The organism is Pedococcus sp. P3_C7 (assembly GCF_056402615.1).
Genome location: NZ_JBFUHC010000004.1, coordinates 1 through 19016, shown reverse-complemented (window position 1 = coordinate 19016; position 19016 = coordinate 1). Strand labels below are relative to the sequence as shown.

The window sequence follows — 19016 nt, the reverse complement described above, 5'->3', positions numbered from 1 at the left end:
ACGCAACCGCAGGGGTATGCCGCGGAGCCGGCTGCGCGGCATACGGCACCTCCTGCTCCGGAGGACGTGGACTGGGAAGCCTTGCGCGCCAAGGCGATCGAGATCATGGGCAGGGCCTACGCGCCGTACTCGAACTTCCCGGTCGGCGTCGCGGGGATCGTCGACGACGGTCGGCTGGTGGCCGGGTGCAACGTCGAGAACGCGGCCTACGGCGTGGGGCTGTGCGCCGAGTGCGGCATGGTCTCGGAGCTGCACGCGACCGGTGGCGGGCGGCTCGTGGCGGTGTCCTGTGTCGGTGGCAATGGCGAACCGCTCATGCCGTGTGGGCGCTGTCGCCAGCTCCTCTGGGAGAACGGCGGGCCTGACTGCCTGCTGTTGACCCCCGAAGGGGTGCTGCCGATGCGCGAGGTGCTGCCCCAAGCCTTCGGCCCCGACACGCTGAACGCAGCCCGCCACCCCGCCTGACCCCTGCCCGTGCAGCTCGGCCACCCGCGCCCCCAGGTCGATCTGTGGACCCGAGGGCGCAGATCCACCCGCCTGGGCCGGATCGAGGTCGATCTGTGGCCTCCGCGGCGCAGATCCGCACCTGTGGATGAGCGGCTGGACGAGTCGCGGGATGCGCCACCGTGGTCTCGTGACTTCTCTCGACCGGCAGAGCCCTTTCACCCGCGCTGACGCCGTGGCCGCGGGCATCAGCGACCGGCGCCTGGGTGGTCCGGGTTTCCGGAGGCTGTTCACCAGCGTGTATGTCGCGTCCGACGTGCCGGTCGACACACGCCTTCGCGCCCGCGCTGCGCTACGGCTCGCGCCGGCGGGTGCGTTGGTCGCCGGCCCGACGGCCGCCGAGCTCCTGGGCGGGGTGGTGCCCTCGGACTCCCGTATCCACCTCCGCCTGCCGACCGGGCGTATGCGGGTGCCCGGAATCGAGTCCCGCCGGCTGACCTCGGCGGCGAGGGCGAAGATCTCCGGCCTGCCGGTGACGACGGCGGAGGACACCTTCAGCGACCTGGCCGCCCACCTCGACCTCGTCGACATCGTGGTGCTGGGCGACTCCCTCGTCCGCCGGCGACGCGCTACCCCGACGTCCCTGGTCGAGGCGGCGGGGGCCGTGCGTGGTCGTGGCCGAGCGCTGAGTGGTCGCGCCGCAGCACTGGTGCGGAGCGGGGTCGACTCGCCCATGGAGACCCGGCTGCGCCTGCTCCTCGTCCTGGCCGGGTTGCCGGAGCCTGTCGTCAACCACATCGAGTTCGACGCGACGGGGCGCTGGGTCCGGCGGTACGACCTCTCGTATCCCGAGTACCGGCTCGCGATCGAGTACGACGGACGCCAGCACGCCGAGTCCCAGCGGCAGTGGGAGCGCGACGTGGAGCGGCGCGAGGACCTCGACCGGGACGGTTGGCGGATCGTGGTCGTCCTGTCCAAGGGGATCTACCGCGAACCCGAGCGCACCCTGAAGCGCGTCGTCGACGCCATGGTGAGCTGCGGCATACCAGCAGCGGTGACCTCGGACGAGTGGCGGCTGCACTTTCGAGGGTGAGCTGCCGCGGCAACCGGCGACCCGGAAGCCACGGATCGACGTGAAATGCCGCATCCGGGGTGCAACGGTGCCACCCCGGGCACGGATGGTCGGGGCTACGACAGGTCTGACACGATGGCCCCATGAGTGAAGCCTTCGATGCCGTCGACGTCATCATCAGCAAGCGGGGCAAGGGCGAGCTGTCCGACGGGCAGATCGACTGGGTGATCGACGCCTACACGCGCGGGGCCGTCGCGGACGAGCAGATGTCCAGCCTGGCCATGGCGATCCTGCTCAACGGGATGAACCGTCGCGAGATCTCCCGCTGGACCGGCGCGATGATCAACAGTGGCGAGCGGATGGACTTCTCCGGTCTGTCGCGTCCGACGGCCGACAAGCACTCGACCGGTGGGGTGGGCGACAAGATCACCCTGCCGCTGGCACCTCTCGTCGCGGCGTGCGGCGTGGCCGTGCCCCAGCTGTCCGGCCGCGGGCTCGGGCACACCGGGGGCACCCTCGACAAGCTCGAGTCGATCCCCGGCTGGCGGGCGGCCATGAGCAACGAGCAGATGATGCAGCAGCTCGAGGACGTCGGTGCGGTCATCTGCGCCGCCGGCGACGGGCTGGCCCCCGCCGACAAGAAGCTCTATGCCCTGCGCGACGTCACCGGCACCGTCGAGGCCATCCCGCTCATCGCCTCCTCGATCATGAGCAAGAAGATCGCCGAGGGTACGGGCGCGCTGGTGCTCGACGTGAAGGTGGGCAGCGGTGCGTTCATGAAGAACGTCGAGGACGCCCGCGAGCTCGCGCGCACCATGGTCGACCTCGGCACCGATGCCGGGGTCAAGACCGTCGCGATGCTGACCAACATGCAGGTCCCGCTCGGCCTCACGGCCGGCAACGCCATCGAGGTGCGCGAGTCGGTGGAGGTGCTGGCGGGTGGCGGCCCCGAGGACGTCGTCGAGCTGACCCTCGCCCTGGCCCGCGAGATGCTCGCGGCTGCCGGGCGCGAGGACGTCGATCCCGCCGACGCGCTCAAGGACGGCCGCGCGATGGATGCCTGGAAGGCGATGATCAGGGCCCAGGGTGGCGACCCCGACGCGACCCTGCCCGTGGCGAAGGAGAGCCACGACGTGCTGGTCCCGGCGGACGGCGTGCTCACCGAGCTCGACGCCCTCAAGATCGGGGTGGCGGCCTGGCGACTCGGTGCCGGTCGGGCGCGCAAGGAGGACCCGGTGCAGGCCGGCGCCGGCGTGGTGATGCACTACAAGCCGGGCGCCACCGTCCGGGGAGGCGACCGCCTGCTCACGCTGCACACCGACACCCCCGAGCGGTTCGAGCGGGCACTCGAGTCGCTCGAGGGCGCGTTCACCATCGCTCCCGAAGGATCGCGACCGGACCTGCTGCCGCTGGTCATCGAGAAGATCTCCTGACCCGCGCGGCGGCCTCCGCCGCGAAGGACGTCACCCGCTCGACGACGTCGGGGTTCCACAGCACCCGGCGGTGACCGAGTCCCTCGGTGACGACGAGGCGGGCGTCGTGCCACGCCTTGGTGACGGCCACGCCACCTGCGAGGGGTGCTTCCTGGTCGCCACGATCGTGCACGACCAGCAGGTGCGGCAGCGACGGGTGTGCCGCCGCCATCCTGAGGAGGTCGAGCTCGGCCACCGGCGTTCCGACCCGGCGCTCGGCGCGGCGCACCATCACCTGCTGGGACCGGGAACCGACCCCGAGGGCCGACGCGAAGACCGGCAGCATCGACTCGACGCCATCCGGCGGGGCGATGAGCACGAGTGAGTCGGGCTGCACCCCCAGTCCGAGGGCGTGGACTGCCGCGAGCCCGCCGGCGGAGTGGGCCACCACGACCGTGGGCCGGCCGAACTCGTCCACCACCGCCGCCAGCGCCTCTGCCATCTCCACGAACGTCGTCGACCGACTCCCGTGGACACCGGGCCCGGAGTCGCCGTGGCTCGGGGCGTCGAACGCCACCACACACAGGCCGCGGGCCACCAGCGGCTCGACGTGGGCGCCGAGCTGCTGCCACCAGCCGCCCCAGCCGTGCACGAGGTATGCCGTGGGGTTGCCCCAGTCGCCGTAGACCCGGCCGCGAATGGTGCCGCGGGCCCACTGCACCTCGAAGGCCTCCCCGCCGCTGGGGGTCCGAGTGGCGCGTACCGCTGCCGCCGGGCTGGCCGGCAGCCGGAACCACAGCCGCTCGGCGAGCAGTCCGCCGAGGGCGGGGGACCGGCTTTCCAGCAACGCGAACAGCCGTCTCAGCGCGGGCGAGACCGGGAGACCTGTCGCCGCGGTGGCAGCGCCCTCTGCCGGAGCAGCGACGCCCTGTGCCGGAGCGGCGATGTCCGCGGGCGGAGCGGCGATGCCCGCGGGCGGAGCGCCTGCTGCCACGGTGGTCCGGGAGGCCGGGACGGCACCCACACGGGCGGGACGCGGACGAACGACAATACGATCGATCGTGCTTTTTTCGAGCGACATGAGTGGTACCTCCTGGGTGGGATGGGGATCAGGCGCGGATGTGGTCGATAAGCCGGTCGAAGGCGTCCTGGGCCCGCGTGGCGGCCGCCGGGTCGTGGAGCAGGCGTGCCGAGAAGTTGTAGCCGAGGACGATGGCGAGCAGGTCGTGCGCGAAGGCGGCCGGGTCGGTCGACTCGCGGAACTGGCCCTCGGTCATGCCGCCGCGGACGATGGTCTCGATCGTGTCGAGCAGGTCCCTCTCGGTCTGGACGACCTTGCTGCGGACCGGGCCGTCGGGTGCGTCGTCGAACTCGCTCGCCACCGAGATGAAGATGCATCCGCCTGGCAGTGCGTAGTCCGCATACCCGCCCCACCCGAGCCAGCGGTCGAAGAGGGTGCGCAGGCGCGGCTCACCGCGAGACTCCTTGAGGGCCGGGCGGATGACGAGCTGGGTGAACGCCTCGGCCGCGTAGTCCATCACGGCGGACTGCAGCCCCTCCTTGGACCCGAAGTGCGCGAACAGCCCGCTCTTGGACATGTCCATCGCGTCGGCGAGACCGCCGATCGTGATGCCCCGCAGCCCGACCTGGCTCGACTGGGCCAGCGCCACACGAAGCACCGAGTCGCGTGTCTCGTCTCCCTTGCTCACGCGATCAATAAAAGCACGACCGTTCGCACTTCGCAAGGCCCTACGGGCAATCCCGTCCGGGCGCCAGGCCGCCCGGCCGGGTCGGACGCTCAGGGCTAGGGTGGCCCTGTGCCTGAGCTCATCGCGACCCCCACGACCATTCCCGTGCCCGGCGGCAAGATCATCGACGAACACGTCGGCCGGGTGAACACCGGCAGCGAGGCAGTTTCGGTGGCCCACATGAAGGCGCCGGCCGACTGGACGGAGCCCTTCCAGGCCCCGGCCTTCGACGAGATCACCCTCGTCATCGCCGGTGCCGTGCTCGTGGACCACGACGGTGGCCAGCTGCGCGTGGAGGCAGGCCAGAGCGTCGTCACCCGCGCCGGCGAGCGGATCCGCTACTCGACCGGGTCCGAGGGTGCCGAGTACGTCGCCGTCTGCCTGCCGGCGTTCAGTCCCGAGACGGTCAACCGGGACGAGGAGGAAGGCGCGTGATCTTCGGTCGCAAGGGGTCCTCCGGAGGCACCGACACCGTCGCGGACCCCGCTGACGACCAGGTCAGCCGGGCGCCCAAGGCGCTGCTGCACGACCACCTCGACGGCGGCCTGCGTCCGCAGACCATCGTCGAGATCGCCGACCAGATCGGGTATGCCGGGTTGCCGGCCACCGACGCCGACAGCCTCGGCGCGTGGTTCCGGGAGAGCGCGGACTCGGGGTCCCTGGTGCGCTACCTCGAGACCTTCGACCACACGCTAGCCGTCATGCAGACCGCCGAGGGGCTGCGTCGAGTGGCTCGCGAGAGCGTCCTCGACCTGGCCGCCGACGGCGTCGTCTACGCCGAGAGCCGCTACGCGCCGGAGCAGCACCTCTCCGAGGGACTCGCGCTCGAGGACGTCGTCGAGGCCGTCAACGCCGGGTTCCGCGAAGGCGAGGGGCAGGCTGCGAAGGCCGGCACGCCCATCCGGGTCACCGCTCTCCTGACCGCGATGCGCCACGCGGCCAAGAGCACCGAGATCGCCGAGCTCGCGGTCCGCTACCGCGACCAGGGTGTCGCCGGGTTCGACATCGCAGGCGCCGAGGCGGGCTTCCCTCCCACCAGGCACCTCGACGCCTTCGAGTACCTCCGTCGCGAGAACGCCCACTTCACGATCCACGCGGGCGAGGCGTTCGGCCTGCCGAGCATCTGGGAGGCGATCCAGTGGTGCGGGGCCGACCGGCTCGGGCACGGCGTCCGGATCGTCGACGACATCACCGTCGGCGACAAGGCCTTCGGCGACGACGTCGCGGCGGCGGTCGCCGCTGACACGGACGACGTGCACCTCGGCCGCCTCGCGGCATACGTCAGGGACACCCGCATCCCGCTGGAGATGTGCCCCAGCAGCAACGTCCAGACCGGTGCCGCGGAATCCGTTGCGCTGCACCCGATCTCACTGCTCAAGCGGCTGCGGTTCCGGGTGACGGTCAACACCGACAACCGCCTGATGAGTGGCACCTCGATGTCGCGTGAGATGGGACTGCTCGTGCAGGACGCAGGCTGGACGATGGACGACCTGCGATGGGTCACCATCAACGCGATGAAGTCCGCGTTCATCCCCTTCGAGGAGCGGCTGGCCATCATCGAGGGAGTCGTCAAGCCCGGCTACGCCGCACTCGAGGAGCAGGTCCGGGCCACGTCGGCTCGCTAGTGGTCGAGCGGGTCCGCGGGCAGCAGCTGCTCGCGGCGGTGGTCCTCACGGGCCAGGCGTTCGGCGTCACGGCGACGACGGTCGGCGATCACGGCGGCGAGGACGTACTCGGCGTGGATGCCCGGTGGGGGCGGTGGCGACACGTGCGGCAGCACCGAGCGCAACAGGCTCTGGCCCAGCTCCTCCCGTGAGGCCGGAGTGAGCCCGGCGGCCCGCCCGAGGAACTGACGGACGGCGATGGCCAGTCCCGGGGGCAGCGCAGCCAGGTCGGCCTGGGATGCCCACTGCGCCAGCGGGGGCGGCATGACCGGAGGGGGCAACAACCGCATCGTGGCGCGCTGCGACACCACGTAGGTGCCTGCCGCCATGTCGCCGAGGCGCTTCGCGCGCGGGCTCACCAGGGAGGCCACCATCGCGCCCGCACCCGCGAGCAGGTAGATCTCGGGCCACCCGACGAGGGCCCGGGTGAGCGCGTGCCGGGCCGTGATGGGACCACCGTCGTCGCGCACCACCCGCAGCCCCAGCGCCAGCTTGCCCAGGGTCCGGCCCCGGGTGACCGTCTCCACCACGGTCGGGATGCCGACGGTGACCCCCACGACCAACAGGATCACGACCGTCCGGCCCACCGCGTCGGACGTGCCGGAGAACACCGCGCCCGCCGCGATCGAGCCCGCCACGAGCAGGACCGCAGCGACCAACAGGTCGATGATGCCGGAGGCGGCTCGGGAGGGAACGCCGGCGATGGGCAGCTCGACGGCCACCCCTTCGCCGGTGACCATGTCGTCGCTCGCGTAGCTGCGGTAACCGGCCCCCGTGCTCATGGCCGAAGCATAGAGTGACGCCGTGGACCTGGATGCGTATGTCGCCGCACGCAGCCGGTACTGGGGGCGACTCGAGGAGCTGGCCGGACGACGCCGTCTGTCCGGTGCCGAGGGTGACGAGCTGCTCGACCTGTACCAGCGCGTCTCCACCGACCTGTCCGTCGTCCGGTCGGCCTCGCCCGACCCGTCGGTCGTGGCCTACCTGTCCATGCTGCTCACCCGCGCGCGGGTGGCGATGGTCGGCACCCGGACGAACACGTGGGTCGACCTCCTGCGCTTCTTCACCCGGACCTTTCCCGCCGCGCTGTACCGCACCCGGTGGTGGTGGGCGACGACCGCGCTGGGCAGCCTCCTGGTCATCGCCCTCGTCGCCGCGTGGACGCTGCGGCACCCCGAGGTCTACGCCAGCCAGCTCACCCCGGCCGAGATCCAGGCCTACGTCGGCACCGATTTCGAGCACTACTACAGCGAGTTCCCGCACCACGAGTTCGCCACCCTCGTCTGGGTGAACAACGCCTGGGTCGCGGCCCAGTGCATCGCCTTCGGGGTCCTGGGACTGCCCGTCGTCTATGTGCTCGTCACCAACGTGCAGGGCGTGGGTGTCGTGGCTGCCCTGATGATGGCCCACGACCGCACCGGTCTGTTCTTCGGCCTGATCCTGCCGCACGGCCTGCTCGAGCTCACTGCCGTCTTCGTCGCCGCGGCGGTCGGCCTGCGGCTCTTCTGGTCCTGGGTGGAGCCGGGTCCGCGCACGCGACTTCAGGCATTGGCGGCCGAGGCGCGCACGTCGGTCGCGATCGCCACGGGGCTGGTCTTCGTGCTCCTCGTGAGTGGAGCGATCGAAGGCTTCGTGACGCCGTCCGGACTGCCGACGTGGGCGCGGATCGGCATCGGCGTACTGGCGGAGTCGGCCTTCCTCGCCTACGTCTTCGTGGTCGGACGCAGCGCCCACCGCAACGGAGTGACCGGAGACATCGACGCGCGTGACATCGGCGACCAGCCGCTGGTGGCCGCCTGATCGTCGGAGGAAGCCGGACTCGGGTGTTCCCAGGTCAGAGCAGACCCTGTCGCTTGAGCATGAGGTAGTGGTCGGCCAGCCGAACAGGCAGCTGCTCCGGCGGCTCGTCCAGCACGTCCACTCCGAGCCTGACGAGCGCAGCCGCAGTGCGTCGCCGCAGCGACGTCGTGCGCTCTGCGGCGGCCGCCTCATAGACCTCGGCCACGGTGTCGCGGGTCGTGCGCATCCGCGCGACCGCGGGATCGGCCACCGAGGCGACCACCACCCGGTGGTGGGCGCTGAGGGCCGGCAACACGGGCAGCAGCCCCTGTTCGACGGCGGCGGACTCGAGCGGCGTGAGCAGGACCACCAGGGCGCGTTGCGTCCCGAGCCGGCTGATCTCGGTGGCGAGCAGCCCCCAGTCGGCCTCGACCAGCCGGGACTCGATGGGCGCGAGCGCGCTGATCGTGTCGTGCAGCAGCGTGGCGCGGTCGGCGCCGGAGGCCCTGGCCAGCACGACGCGGTCACCGGCGATCACCTGCACGCGGTCACGTGCGTGCCCGGCCAGGGCGGTGAGCAGGAGAGCGGCGTCCATGGCTGCGTCCAGGCGGGGAGCGTTGTCCACCCGGCCCGCGGAGGTTCGCGACGTGTCGACCACGATGACGATGCGGCGATGCTGCTCGGGCTGCCAGGTGCGCACCACCAGGTGCTGGCGGCGTGCGGTGGCGCGCCAGTCGATGCTCCGCACGTCGTCGCCGTCGACGTACTCGCGCAGGCTGTCGAACTCGGTGCCCTGCCCACGGATGCGTACGGCGGCGCGGCCGTCCAGCTGCCGCAGGACCGCCAAGCGGCTGGGCAGGTGCTTGCGGGCCGGGAACGGATGGAGGGTCCGCAGCCGCCCCGGGACCACGAACGACCGTTGCCGCGCCGCGAGGCGCAGCGGTCCGGTGGAGCGCACTGTCACCCGGTGCGCGATGCGGTCTCCGCGGCGGGTGGGGGTCAGGGTCGTCGTCACCCGGGTGCGTTCCCCGGCAGCGATGGCCACGGTATGCCGCGTGGTTGCCGCCCCCGCGGAAGGCGGCCAGGCGTCGCGGACGGCGCCGCGCAGTGGGCGCCTCCCCGCGTTGGTCACCAGGACCGACGTCGAGGTCTGCTCGCCGAGACGCACCTGGGCCGGCCCCTCCCGGACGAAGGTCAGCGAGCGAGGAGAGCTGGCCAGCAGGAGATCGACCCCGATGAGGACCAGCATCGCGACCCACCACCACCGCACCGTGTCGCCCCGCGGCCACAGGGCAACCGGCACCAGCCCGAGCAGGGCCAGCGCGACGGCGCGGTAGGTCAGGCTCATCAGCGGGGGACCGGCACTGCTCCGAGCGCGCTGTCGAGGACGGCCGTGACGCTGACGCCCTCGAGCTCGGCCTCCGGGCGCAGGGACAACCGGTGAGCCAGGGTCGCGTGGGCGAGGGCCTTGACGTCGTCGGGGGTGACGAAGCCGCGCCCGTTGATCCAGGCCCACGCCCGCGACGTCGCCATCAGCGCCGTGGCGCCGCGCGGGCTGACACCCAGCGCCAGCGACGGCGAGTTCCGGGTCGCCCGGGCGATGTCCACGATGTAGGCCGTGACCTCGTCCGAGATCTCGACACTGCGAACCGCCTCGGCACCTGCCGCGAGGTCCGCCGCCGACGCGACCGGCCGCAGCCCGGCCGCCTGAAGGTCGCGAGGGTCGAACCCAGAGGCGTGACGGCGCAGGACCGCGATCTCGTCGTCCCGTGGTGGGACGGGGAGGGTCACCTTGAGCAGGAACCTGTCGAGCTGTGCCTCCGGCAGGGGGTAGGTGCCTTCGTACTCGACGGGGTTCTGGGTCGCGGCGACCATGAACGGCTGGGGCAGCGGGTGGGCCCGGCCGTCCACGCTGACCTGGCGTTCCTCCATGGCTTCGAGCAGGGCCGACTGGGTCTTGGGTGGTGTGCGGTTGATCTCGTCCGCGAGCAGGAGGTTGGTGAAGACCGGCCCCTGGCGGAAGGTGAAGTCGCTGGACGACGCGTCGTAGACCAGTGATCCGGTGAGGTCGCCGGGCATCAGGTCGGGGGTGAACTGCACGCGCTTGGTCTCGACGTCGAGGGCGGCGGCGAGGCTGCGCACGAGCAGGGTCTTGGCGACGCCCGGGACTCCTTCGAGCAGGATGTGCCCGCGGGAGAGCAGGGCCACGAGCAGCCCGGCGACGGCGGCGTCCTGCCCGACGACGGCCTTGGCGACCTCTGAGCGGACGGCCAGGAGGGCTGCCCGGGCATCGGGTGCGGCGATCGCCGGGCGGTCCGGTGCGACGGGCCGGACCGGGTCCGGTGCCGGCTGGGCCTGACCCGGCCCGACGGGCTGGGCCTGGTCGGCCAGGGCTTGGGTGGGGCGGGGCTGGTCGTTCATGAGCGGCGGACCCTCTCCTCGAGATCGGTCAGTGCGTTGGCCAGGTGGTGCAGGTCGACGTCGGTGGTGGGGGGCGGGCCGGCGAGCAGCGTCGCGACCTGGGCGGGCGGCATACCTGTCGCTGCTGCGGCGGCCGCCTGGACCGGCTGCGCCGCATGGGGCGGCAGGGCGAGCCGTCGGGCGAGCCTTTCGATGGTGCCCTGCCGCAGGATGGCGGCGGCCCTGGACCGGTCGCGGGCGCGGCGATAGATCCGGCCGCGACTCTCCGTGGTCTCGACGGCGCGCACCACCACGGGGAGGGGTTCGGTGACGAGCGCACCCATCCGACGCCCGCGGACTAACGCGAGGAGGACCACTGCGGTGGCGAGCACGGCGGAGGCGGGCGCCAGCCACACCGGCCAGCCGCCATCCGTCGGCTCACCGGTGAAGCTCGCGAGGTCGCCGAGGCCCGGTTGGTACCAGACGAGGCGCGGGGAGTGGCCGAGCGCACGGATGGCAAGGCCGGCGTGCGACTCGTCGTCGACCCAGCGGTTGGTGAACGCGGCCGAGATGCCCAGTGCGACGACCTCGGGGTGGTCGGCGGCGGCGGGCACGGTTGCCATCGCCGCCCCGAAACCGAACCCCGCAGCCGTTGCCGCGTCGTCCGTTGCCGCGTCGTCCCTTGCCCGGTCGTCCTTTGCCCGGTCGTCCTCGGCCTGGTCGCCCTTTGTCTGGTCGCCCGTTGCCCGATCGCCGCCGCGGGGATCGGGCAGGGCGAAGCACAGCGTGGCCGGCCTGCCGCTCCCGCGCTTCACCGGGATGAACCGCGTGTCGACCAGCAAGGCCGTGTCGTCGGCGCGCGCCACCGCGGAGGTGCACCCTGCCGTCAACGACAGCTGGGCCTCGAGGGCCCCCGAGGTCAGTGGCAGGTCGAGGGCGGCGAGCTGGGCCGCCGTCGGGTCGAGCAGCACCAGCCGGTCGGCCCCTGCGGACACGTGACCCATGGTGGTCGCGCTGTCGTGGCCGACATACGCGGAGTTGGCCATCACGACGGTGCTGCCCGAGCCCGGCTGGGCGTCGGCGAGCGCGCCGATCGACCGGACGACCTCCACGTCGACGCCGTGCTTGCGCAGCACTTCCACGATGGCCTTGCCGCCGGCAGGCCCGGTGTCGTCGGGGTCGAGCAGCTGGTCCGGGGCCGTCGTGGCCAGTGCCATGACCACGAGGGCTCCCACGCCGAGCGTCACGGCCAGCGCCCCCACGGCCCTTCGGCGGATCCGCGTCGCACGACCGCCGCGGGTTTGCAGGCCGGTGCCCGAAGCGCCGGTGCCCGAACCAGCGGTGCCGGATCCAGCGGTGCCCGAACCAGCGGTGCCCGAACCGCCGGTGCCCGATCCAGCAGTCACGGGGCGACCAGTCGTCCGAGCTGGGGCCTGGTCCGCAGCAACACGGCGTCGAGCTCGGTCGTGGTGACGGCCTGGGTCCGTGTGGTCCGTCGGTGGCCGTAGCGGACGTCGTCGAAGGACGACGCGGCGCTTGCGAGGGCCTCCGCCTGGTCGGGGAAGACCGGCGCCAGCGCGAGCGCCACCTCGTGCGCCGTGCGGTCCGGGAGCTCGGTCAGCAGGGTGCGTTCCACGGCCGAGGCGGCCAGCGCCCGGTAGCCGTCCAGCAGGACGGAGTCCCAGTCTCCGCGGTCCGCCGCCTCTCGAGCCCGAACGCGGTAGTCCGCCGCGCTGAGCCCCTCGTCGTCCACGGGGGCAGCCGTGGCGCCACGTCGTCTGGTCACTGCTTCGGGACGAATCAGCCGCAGGACCACCAGGACCAGGACGGCCAGGATGACCACGACCACGAGGACCACGCCCCAGGAGGGGAGCAGGCCCGGCCCGGACCGGCCGGCGAACAGGGTGCTCAGCCACTCCATGAACCGCTGCCAGAGGGAGGGTTCGGTGACGTACTGGCCGTTGGCGAGCTCGTCACGCAGCCACTGCTGGGCCTCCGGCGAGCTGGGGTCGAGGGGTGGGCCGTCGAAGGGGGCGGTCAGGCTCGTCATCTCCCGGCGGCTGCTCCCGGCCACTGCCGCGTCACGTCGTCCTGGGCCGCGGCGATCAGCTGGACGTCGAAGCCCTCGCGGCGGATGCGTTGGTCGACGTAGAGGAGCGCGTCCACGCCGGCGGTGAAGGGCGTGGTCAGGGCTCCCGTGATGAGTCCGGAGACGCCCGAGATGACCGCCTGCCAGACGTAGAGGTTCGCGGGATCTCCCGTGGCGACGATGCCGAGACCGCCGACCATCGCGAGTGGGAACGCGAGGATCTGGGCTGCGATCCCGACGATGATGCCAGTGAGGATCCTGATGCCGAGGACGCGCCAGAACTGGCTGCCGGACGTCAGTCTCCAGGACCTCGCGATGCCCTCACCGACGCTGGCCTTCTCGAGGACGACAGCCACGCCCACGAAGGCCAGTCGGGTCGAGAGGAACAGCACGAGGACGATGGCGACCAGGCCGGCGAGGATGGCAAGGAGTACGGCGCCGACCACTCCCGAGTCGTTGGCGGAGGAGACGGCGCCGACGACGGCGATGACGGGCAGCACGAGAACGGCGGCAAGGGCCAGCACGATGACCAGACCGGTCACGATGGTGGCGCCGACCAGGGGCAGGAGTCGGCCGCGCGTGCCCTCCCACGTCTGGCCGGCAGTCACGCGGCGGCCCATGACGGCCTGGCTGATCACGAACGCCACGAACCCCGTCAGCAGGATCGTCGACCCCGAGGTCCCCAGCGACGGGATCAGCGAACCCAGCGTGCCTGCCGCCGGGAAGATGTCCTGGTTCGACCCGATGTCCAGCGACTCCTGCGAGGCCACCCACGCGCCGAGCGCAGTGGTCGGCACGAGGAAGACGAGCGTGGTGACGAAGGCCAGGCCCATGGTCGCGGCGACGTTTCCACGGATCGCCTTGATCACCGCGCCGTACAGGTCGCCGAGGGCGAGCGGCCGCAGCGGGATGACCCCTGGCCGGAACTCCATCGCCGGGTGCGCGGGCCACGGAGCACCCGCCGGGAAGCCGTACCCGGCGGGCTGTCCGGCTTGCCCAGGATGCCCGGGCTGCATTCCGGCTGGCTGCCCCGCCGGCGCACCTGGAGGCACTGGCGGGTATGCCGCGTGCCCACCCGTGGTGGCCACCGGTTCTGCTGGCCCACTGGTCCCAGGAGCCACCCACTGCGGGTCGGTCATGTGCGCACATCCCCCTCGCTGACGTGGTGGAACCCTAACCGAACGGGGTGTCATGCGGGCAGCGAGCCGCGAGATTCGCCCGCTCGTTCAGCGGGCGAGGGCCGACAGCAGCGGCTCGAGGTCCTTGGCGCGGGCGGAGGTCGCGCCGAGGGACTCCTGGCGCGCGACGACCCGGGGTTCGTCGCGCATGAGGGCCAGGCCACGGCGGACCAGCGTCCACGGCGGCTTGCGGTGCTCCGTCAGGTCGCGCAGCAGCCGCCACACGAAGGTCACCACGCGGTGGTGGTGCACGCAGTAGGCGCCGGCGAGCAGGCCCCGGTCGCGCAGGTTGTCGATGATCTCGGCTGCGAAGATGCCCTCCGCGAGGATCAGGTCGTGCGGTGCGGCCCGGACGGTCGTCGTGTCCACGGCCCGGCTGCGCGCGATGTCGTAGACGGGGGTCCTGACCTCACCGGTTGTCACGAGCGTGGCGAGGGCGTCGACGGCGGCGGCACCGTCCCACGAGTCGGGGTGGTCCCAGTCGACGATGCCCAGTTCCTCGCTGCGGGGCATCGCCGGGTCGTCCTCGTCGCGGTAGAAGTCGTCGAGCCGGACGATCGGCCAGCCGTGGGCACCCTGGAGTCGCGCGGCCAGCCGTGACTTCCCGGCGCCGCTGGGACCGGCAAGGACCACCACCCGGGCGGTGGTGTCCACGTCCGGTGCGGGTGGGGTCAAGGGTCAGCGGCCCTTGGGGTGCCAGACGGTCTTGGTCTCCAGGAATGCCGTGATGCGCGACAGGTCGGGCGTGCGCGACCAGTCGGGCTCGACCGCGTCGGAGCCCTCGCCGGCAGGTCGCACCACGCGCTTCAGGTTCTCGGCGGCAGCCAGCTCGAGGTCGCCCCAGCTGACTCCCTCGGCGTCGGCCGCACCGCTCAGGTCGATGGCGTTGACGTCGCGGTGCGAGGCGAGCCAGGGCGCGACCTCGGCCGTGCGTCCGGTGATGAGGTTGATGACCCCGCCGGGGACGTCGGACGTGGCCAGCGCCTCGGAGAGGGTGATCGCGGGCAACGGGCGGAGCTCACTGGTCAGCACGACCGCGGTGTTGCCGGAGCAGATCACCGGGGCGAGGACGGAGACCAGACCCAGCAGCGAGCTGCGCTGCGGCGCGAGGACGGCCACGACACCGGTCGGCTCGGGTGCCGAGATGTCGAAGTACGGCCCTGCCACGGGGTTGAGGCCGCCGAGGATCTGGGCGAGCTTGTCGGTCCACCCGGCATACCAGACCCAGCGGTCGATGGCCTGGGAGACGACGGTCTCCGCACGACGCTCGGCGAGGCCCTCGCTGGCGCGCACCTCGGCCACGAACTGGTCGCGGCGCCCCTCCATCACCTCGGCGACTCGATAGAGCACCTGACCACGGTTGTATGCCGTGGCGCCGGCCCAGCCGCCGAAGGCGCCACGAGCGGCGACGACCGCGTCCCGGGCGTCCTTGCGGGAGCCCTGGGCGGCGTTCGCGAGGAACTTGCCGCGGCCGTCGACGACCTCGTAGGAGCGGCCAGACTCAGAGCGCGGGAACTTGCCGCCGATGTAGAGCTTGTAGGTCTTCCTCACGTCGACGCGTGCGTCGGCGCCTGTCGACCGCGTGGCGGTGGGGCTCACTTGCTGTCTCCCGTCGTGACGTAGGCAGCGAGGCCGTGGCGGCCACCCTCCCGGCCGTAGCCCGACTCCTTGTAGCCACCGAACGGGCTGGTCGGGTCGAACTTGTTGAACGTGTTGGCCCAGACGACGCCGGCGCGGAGCTGGTCGGCCATCCAGAGGATGCGCGAGCCCTTCTCGGTCCAGATGCCCGCGGACAGGCCGTAGGGGGTGTTGTTGGCCTTGGCGACGGCTTCCTGCGGTGTGCGGAAGGTCAGGACCGACAGGACGGGTCCGAAGATCTCCTCCTGGGCGATGCGGTGGCCCTGGCTGACGCCGGTGAAGACCGTCGGCCGGAACCAGAAGCCCTTGCTGGGCAGCTCGCACCCGTTGTCCCAGCGCTCGGCGCCCTCGGCCTCGCCGGCTGCGGTCAGCTCGACGATCCGCTGCAGCTGCGCCTTGGAGTTGATCGCGCCGACGTCGGTGTTCTTGTCGAGCGGGTCACCCACGCGCAGGGTCTCGAGGCGGCGCTTGAGCCGCTTCTCGACGTCATCCGCGATGCTCTCCTGCACGAGCAGGCGTGACCCGGCGCAGCAGACGTGACCCTGGTTGAAGAAGATGCCGTTGACGATGCCCTCGACGGCCTGGTCGAGCGGAGCGTCGTCGAAGACGATGTTGGCAGCCTTGCCGCCGAGCTCGAGGGTGGCCTTCTTGCGGGTGCCGGCGATCGACCGGGCGATCATCTTGCCGACCCCTGTCGAACCGGTGAACGCCAGCTTGTCGATGTCGGGGTGGTCGACGATGGCCTGACCGGTCGCGCCGGCGCCGGTGATGATGTTGACCACGCCCGGCGGCAGGTCGGCCTGCTGGACCACCTCGGCGAACAGCAGCGCCGTCAGCGGGGTGGTCTCGGCCGGCTTGATGACCACGGTGTTGCCGGTGGCCAGCGCCGGCGCGATCTTCCACGCGAGCATGAGGATCGGGAAGTTCCACGGGATGACCTGGCCCACGACGCCATGGGGGCGGGGGTTGGTGCCCAGGCCCGCGTAGTCGAGCTTGTCGGCCCAGCCTGCGTGGTAGAAGAAGTGCGCCGCGGCCAGGGGCACGTCGACGTCGCGGCTCTCCTTGATCGGCTTGCCGTTGTCGATGCTCTCGAGCACGGCGAACTCGCGCGCACGCTCCTGCAGGATGCGGGCGATGCGGAAGAGGTACTTGCCGCGGTCGGCCCCGGACATCCGGCCCCAGGCGCCGTTGTAGGCACGACGGGCCGCGGCGACTGCGCGGTCGACGTCGGCGTCGCTCGCCGACGTGATCTCCGCCAGGACCTCCTCCGTGGAGGGGTTGATGGACTTGAACGCCGAGCCGCCCTGGGAGTCGGTGAACTCGCCGTTGATGAACAGCCCGTAGGAGGGCTTGATGTCGACGACCGCGCGGGACTCCGGCGCCGGTGCGTACTCGAACTTGGCCATGGCTTGAGGTTCCTCAGGATCTGTGGGGTGCAGGGGGCTGCTGGGTGGCTCGCAGGTCAGTACAGGCTTGGCGAGTCGTCGGTGACGTAGTCGGCGCCGGAGTAGGCGCCGATCGCCATCCGCTGGCGTTGCAGGATGAGGTCGTTGAGCAGGCTCGAGGCCCCGAACCGGAACCAGTGCGGGTCGAGCCAGTCCTCGCCGGCGATCTCGCTCACGGTCACGAGGAACTTGAGGGCGTCCTTGCTCGTGCGGATGCCGCCGGCCGGCTTGACGCCGACCATCTCGCCGGTGAGGTCGCGCCAGTCGCGGACTGCCTCGAGCATGATCAGCGTGACCGGCAGGGTCGCGGCGGGGGAGACCTTGCCGGTGGAGGTCTTGATGAAGTCGCCGCCGGCCAGCATCGACAGCCACGACGCCCGCCGGACGTTGTCGTAGGTGACCAGCTCACCGGTTTCCATGATGACCTTGAGCCGGGCGCGGGACCCGTCCTTGCGGATACAGGCCTCGGACACCTCGGCGATCTCGCGGAACACCGTGAGGTAGTCGCCCGAAAGGAACGCCCCGCGGTCGATCACCATGTCGATCTCGTCGGCACCGGCATTCACGGCGTCGCGGGTGTCGGCCAGCTTGATGGGCATCAGGGCCCGACCGCTCGGGAAGGCCGTGGCAACCGCAGCCACCTTGACGCCGCTCAGGCCGAGGGCGTCCTTGGCGGTGCTGACCATGTCGCCGTAGACGCAGACAGCCGCGGGGCGGGGCGTGTCGGGGTAGCCGGGGTCGGGGTTGATCGCCTTGGCGCACAGGCCACGGACCTTGCCCGGCGTGTCAGCGCCCTCGAGGGTCGTCAGGTCGATCATGGAGATGGCCAGGTCGATGCCCCAGGCCTTGGAGGTGGTCTTGATGGACCGGGTGCCGAGGCCCGCCGCCCTGGCCTCGCAGCCCACCTGGTCGACCCCGGGCAGGCCGTGCAGCCAGCTCGTGAGGGCTGCGTTCGTGAGCCGGGAGACGCCGAGGAGATCGCGCGCCCTGGTCGTGGCGTCGACAGAGGGGGCCGCAGCTGTGGGGGTGCTCACCGAGCAATCCTAGCCGTGTCTCACCCTTCGGTCAGTTCGCGAGGGTCCTCGGTCGGCGGGACCGGACCCCAGGGTGAGGGTCGCGGTGTGGCTGGTGCCCGAGGCGTGGGTCCAGGTGCCGTGATGACCGCCTTCGTGGCCGACCGTTGACCAAGCCGTCCACGCAGGAGGCTGGAGGCGAGCCGGTCTGGGCTGTGGACAACTGGTGCCGTAACGGCGCCGTATTGGTGTCGTATCTGGTTGCGTTGCAACGGGTTTCGGGATCGTTGGAGTGTCAGACCTAGTTGTTAGGTTGGGTTCATGGGTGGGGGGATGTCGTTCGAGGAGCGGCGCGCGGCGCTCGAGCTGGCGTGCCGTGCCCTGACCGGGGTCGAGGGTGAGCTGTGGGCGGCGGGCGGGGTCGAGCTGGGTGGGTTCGCGTCGCTGCTGGACCGGCTGGCGGTGCGGGCCGACGCCGCCCGGGTGGAGGTGCTGGCCGAGGCAGTCGACCGGGGTGAGGCCGGCTCGGGTCGGGCCGGGGCGCACGCCTGGCTTCTGGAGCGGTCGCCGTCGCTGCGGGCGGGTGGGTCGGCGCGGGTGGTGCGGGTGGCGCAGGCCGCGCACGACGACCGGTATGCCGGGTTGACCGCCGCGGTGCGTGAGGCCCGGGTGCCGCTGGTGACGGCGGTGGTGGTGGTGGAGGAGTTCGAGCGGCTCGCGCCGCGCCTGGCCGTCGGGGCGGACGGGCCGGTGCTGGGCGGGCTGGTCGAGGTGGCGTCGTGGGGGCGTCCCAGGGATGTGCGCGGGCTGCGGGAGCGCCTGGTCGCCAGGTACGGGGCCGAGGGTGAGTTCCAGGGTGAGCAGGACCGGGCTCATGAGCGGCGGTCGTTGTCGCAGCCGTCCGGGCACGGCCCCGGGGTGTTCGAGTACGCGATGGTGGTCGACGCCGAGGCGAAGGCGGTCATCGAGGCCGCCGTGCAGGGACTGTCGGCGCCCCGGCCGGCGCAGGGTGAGCCGGACCGGCGGCCGTCGGGGCAGCGGCGGATGGACGCCCTGTTGGAGGTGCTGCGCCGCGGGGTCGCCTCGGCCGGTGGGGTGGCCACCACCCCGAAGGCGGAGCTGTTCGTGACCGTG

The 19016-nt window shown here is 71.8% G+C and carries 19 protein-coding genes; 7 read left to right on the top strand and 12 right to left on the bottom strand.

All coding sequences use genetic code 11. The features are described 5' to 3' along the window. The first annotated feature begins 66 nt into the window (after positions 1-66). From AC1DS4_RS06105 to AC1DS4_RS06095, 3 genes are all read left to right on the top strand, one after another. Positions 67-465: a cytidine deaminase gene (locus tag AC1DS4_RS06105; RefSeq protein ID WP_477615304.1), complete on the top strand. Its 399-nt coding sequence runs from the start codon at positions 67-69 to the stop codon at positions 463-465. A gap of 169 nt (positions 466-634) precedes the next feature. After that, complete coding sequence (locus AC1DS4_RS06100; RefSeq protein WP_477614892.1) at positions 635-1537, top strand: DUF559 domain-containing protein; 903 nt, start codon at positions 635-637, stop codon at positions 1535-1537. A gap of 122 nt (positions 1538-1659) precedes the next feature. Next, positions 1660-2949, top strand: coding sequence for a thymidine phosphorylase (locus tag AC1DS4_RS06095; protein WP_477624955.1), 1290 nt, complete (start codon positions 1660-1662; stop codon positions 2947-2949). Here the strand turns inward: AC1DS4_RS06095 and AC1DS4_RS06090 are convergent. Together AC1DS4_RS06090 and AC1DS4_RS06085 are read right to left on the bottom strand one after the other, a co-directional pair. Further along, positions 2930-3922, bottom strand: a complete 993-nt coding sequence (locus AC1DS4_RS06090; RefSeq protein WP_477646007.1) for an alpha/beta hydrolase — start codon at positions 3920-3922, stop codon at positions 2930-2932. The genes AC1DS4_RS06095 and AC1DS4_RS06090 overlap by 20 nt on opposite strands. A gap of 115 nt (positions 3923-4037) precedes the next feature. Beyond that, positions 4038-4637 (bottom strand): TetR/AcrR family transcriptional regulator, encoded by a 600-nt coding sequence (locus AC1DS4_RS06085; RefSeq protein ID WP_477614895.1) that lies wholly within the window; start codon positions 4635-4637, stop codon positions 4038-4040. Between the two features lie 108 nt (positions 4638-4745). Here AC1DS4_RS06085 and AC1DS4_RS06080 point away from each other — a divergent pair, with 108 nt between their 5' ends. Continuing rightward, the gene (locus AC1DS4_RS06080; protein ID WP_477614896.1) at positions 4746-5111 is read left to right on the top strand and encodes a cupin domain-containing protein; all 366 of its coding nucleotides are present in this window, start codon (positions 4746-4748) and stop codon (positions 5109-5111) included. An 83-nt stretch (positions 5112-5194) separates the two neighbouring features. Further along, the gene (locus tag AC1DS4_RS06075; protein WP_477615305.1) at positions 5195-6301 is read left to right on the top strand and encodes an adenosine deaminase; all 1107 of its coding nucleotides are present in this window, start codon (positions 5195-5197) and stop codon (positions 6299-6301) included. Here the strand turns inward: AC1DS4_RS06075 and AC1DS4_RS06070 are convergent. Next, positions 6298-7122 (bottom strand): RDD family protein, encoded by an 825-nt coding sequence (locus AC1DS4_RS06070; RefSeq protein WP_477624958.1) that lies wholly within the window; start codon positions 7120-7122, stop codon positions 6298-6300. The genes AC1DS4_RS06075 and AC1DS4_RS06070 overlap by 4 nt on opposite strands. A 22-nt stretch (positions 7123-7144) precedes the next feature. Here AC1DS4_RS06070 and AC1DS4_RS06065 point away from each other — a divergent pair, with 22 nt between their 5' ends. Then, entirely contained in the window at positions 7145-8140 is a 996-nt protein-coding gene (locus AC1DS4_RS06065; RefSeq protein WP_477614898.1) for a stage II sporulation protein M, read from the top strand. Between the two features lie 34 nt (positions 8141-8174). Here the strand turns inward: AC1DS4_RS06065 and AC1DS4_RS06060 are convergent, their stop codons facing one another. From AC1DS4_RS06060 to deoC, 9 genes are all read right to left on the bottom strand, one after another. Beyond that, positions 8175-9467 (bottom strand): DUF58 domain-containing protein, encoded by a 1293-nt coding sequence (locus AC1DS4_RS06060; protein ID WP_477633603.1) that lies wholly within the window; start codon positions 9465-9467, stop codon positions 8175-8177. Further along, a complete protein-coding gene (locus AC1DS4_RS06055) occupies positions 9467-10540 on the bottom strand; it encodes an AAA family ATPase (protein WP_477633602.1) in 1074 nt (357 codons plus the stop codon). Before AC1DS4_RS06055 ends, AC1DS4_RS06060 begins: the two co-directional genes overlap by 1 nt. Continuing rightward, entirely contained in the window at positions 10537-11925 is a 1389-nt protein-coding gene (locus AC1DS4_RS06050) for a DUF4350 domain-containing protein (RefSeq protein ID WP_477633601.1), read from the bottom strand. The genes AC1DS4_RS06055 and AC1DS4_RS06050 overlap by 4 nt, the downstream gene beginning before the upstream one ends. Continuing rightward, on the bottom strand, positions 11922-12569 hold the full coding sequence (locus AC1DS4_RS06045; protein WP_477633600.1) for a DUF4129 domain-containing protein: 648 nt from the start codon (positions 12567-12569) through the stop codon (positions 11922-11924). Before AC1DS4_RS06045 ends, AC1DS4_RS06050 begins: the two co-directional genes overlap by 4 nt. Then, positions 12566-13624, bottom strand: a complete 1059-nt coding sequence (locus AC1DS4_RS06040; protein ID WP_477646006.1) for a DUF7847 domain-containing protein — start codon at positions 13622-13624, stop codon at positions 12566-12568. Before AC1DS4_RS06040 ends, AC1DS4_RS06045 begins: the two co-directional genes overlap by 4 nt. Before the next feature lie 210 nt (positions 13625-13834). Next, entirely contained in the window at positions 13835-14440 is a 606-nt protein-coding gene (locus tag AC1DS4_RS06035; protein ID WP_477614904.1) for a uridine kinase family protein, read from the bottom strand. A gap of 24 nt (positions 14441-14464) precedes the next feature. After that, the gene (locus tag AC1DS4_RS06030) at positions 14465-15385 is read right to left on the bottom strand and encodes an aldehyde dehydrogenase family protein (RefSeq protein ID WP_477633598.1); all 921 of its coding nucleotides are present in this window, start codon (positions 15383-15385) and stop codon (positions 14465-14467) included. Beyond that, entirely contained in the window at positions 15382-16830 is a 1449-nt protein-coding gene (locus AC1DS4_RS06025; protein ID WP_477614906.1) for an aldehyde dehydrogenase family protein, read from the bottom strand. The genes AC1DS4_RS06030 and AC1DS4_RS06025 overlap by 4 nt, the downstream gene beginning before the upstream one ends. Before the next feature lie 56 nt (positions 16831-16886). Next, on the bottom strand, positions 16887-17903 hold the full coding sequence (gene deoC, locus AC1DS4_RS06020; RefSeq protein WP_477633597.1) for a deoxyribose-phosphate aldolase: 1017 nt from the start codon (positions 17901-17903) through the stop codon (positions 16887-16889). A 300-nt stretch (positions 17904-18203) separates the two neighbouring features. Here deoC and AC1DS4_RS06015 point away from each other — a divergent pair. Continuing rightward, positions 18204-19016: DUF222 domain-containing protein (locus AC1DS4_RS06015; protein ID WP_477646005.1), on the top strand; the 813-nt coding region annotated here is incomplete at its 3' end.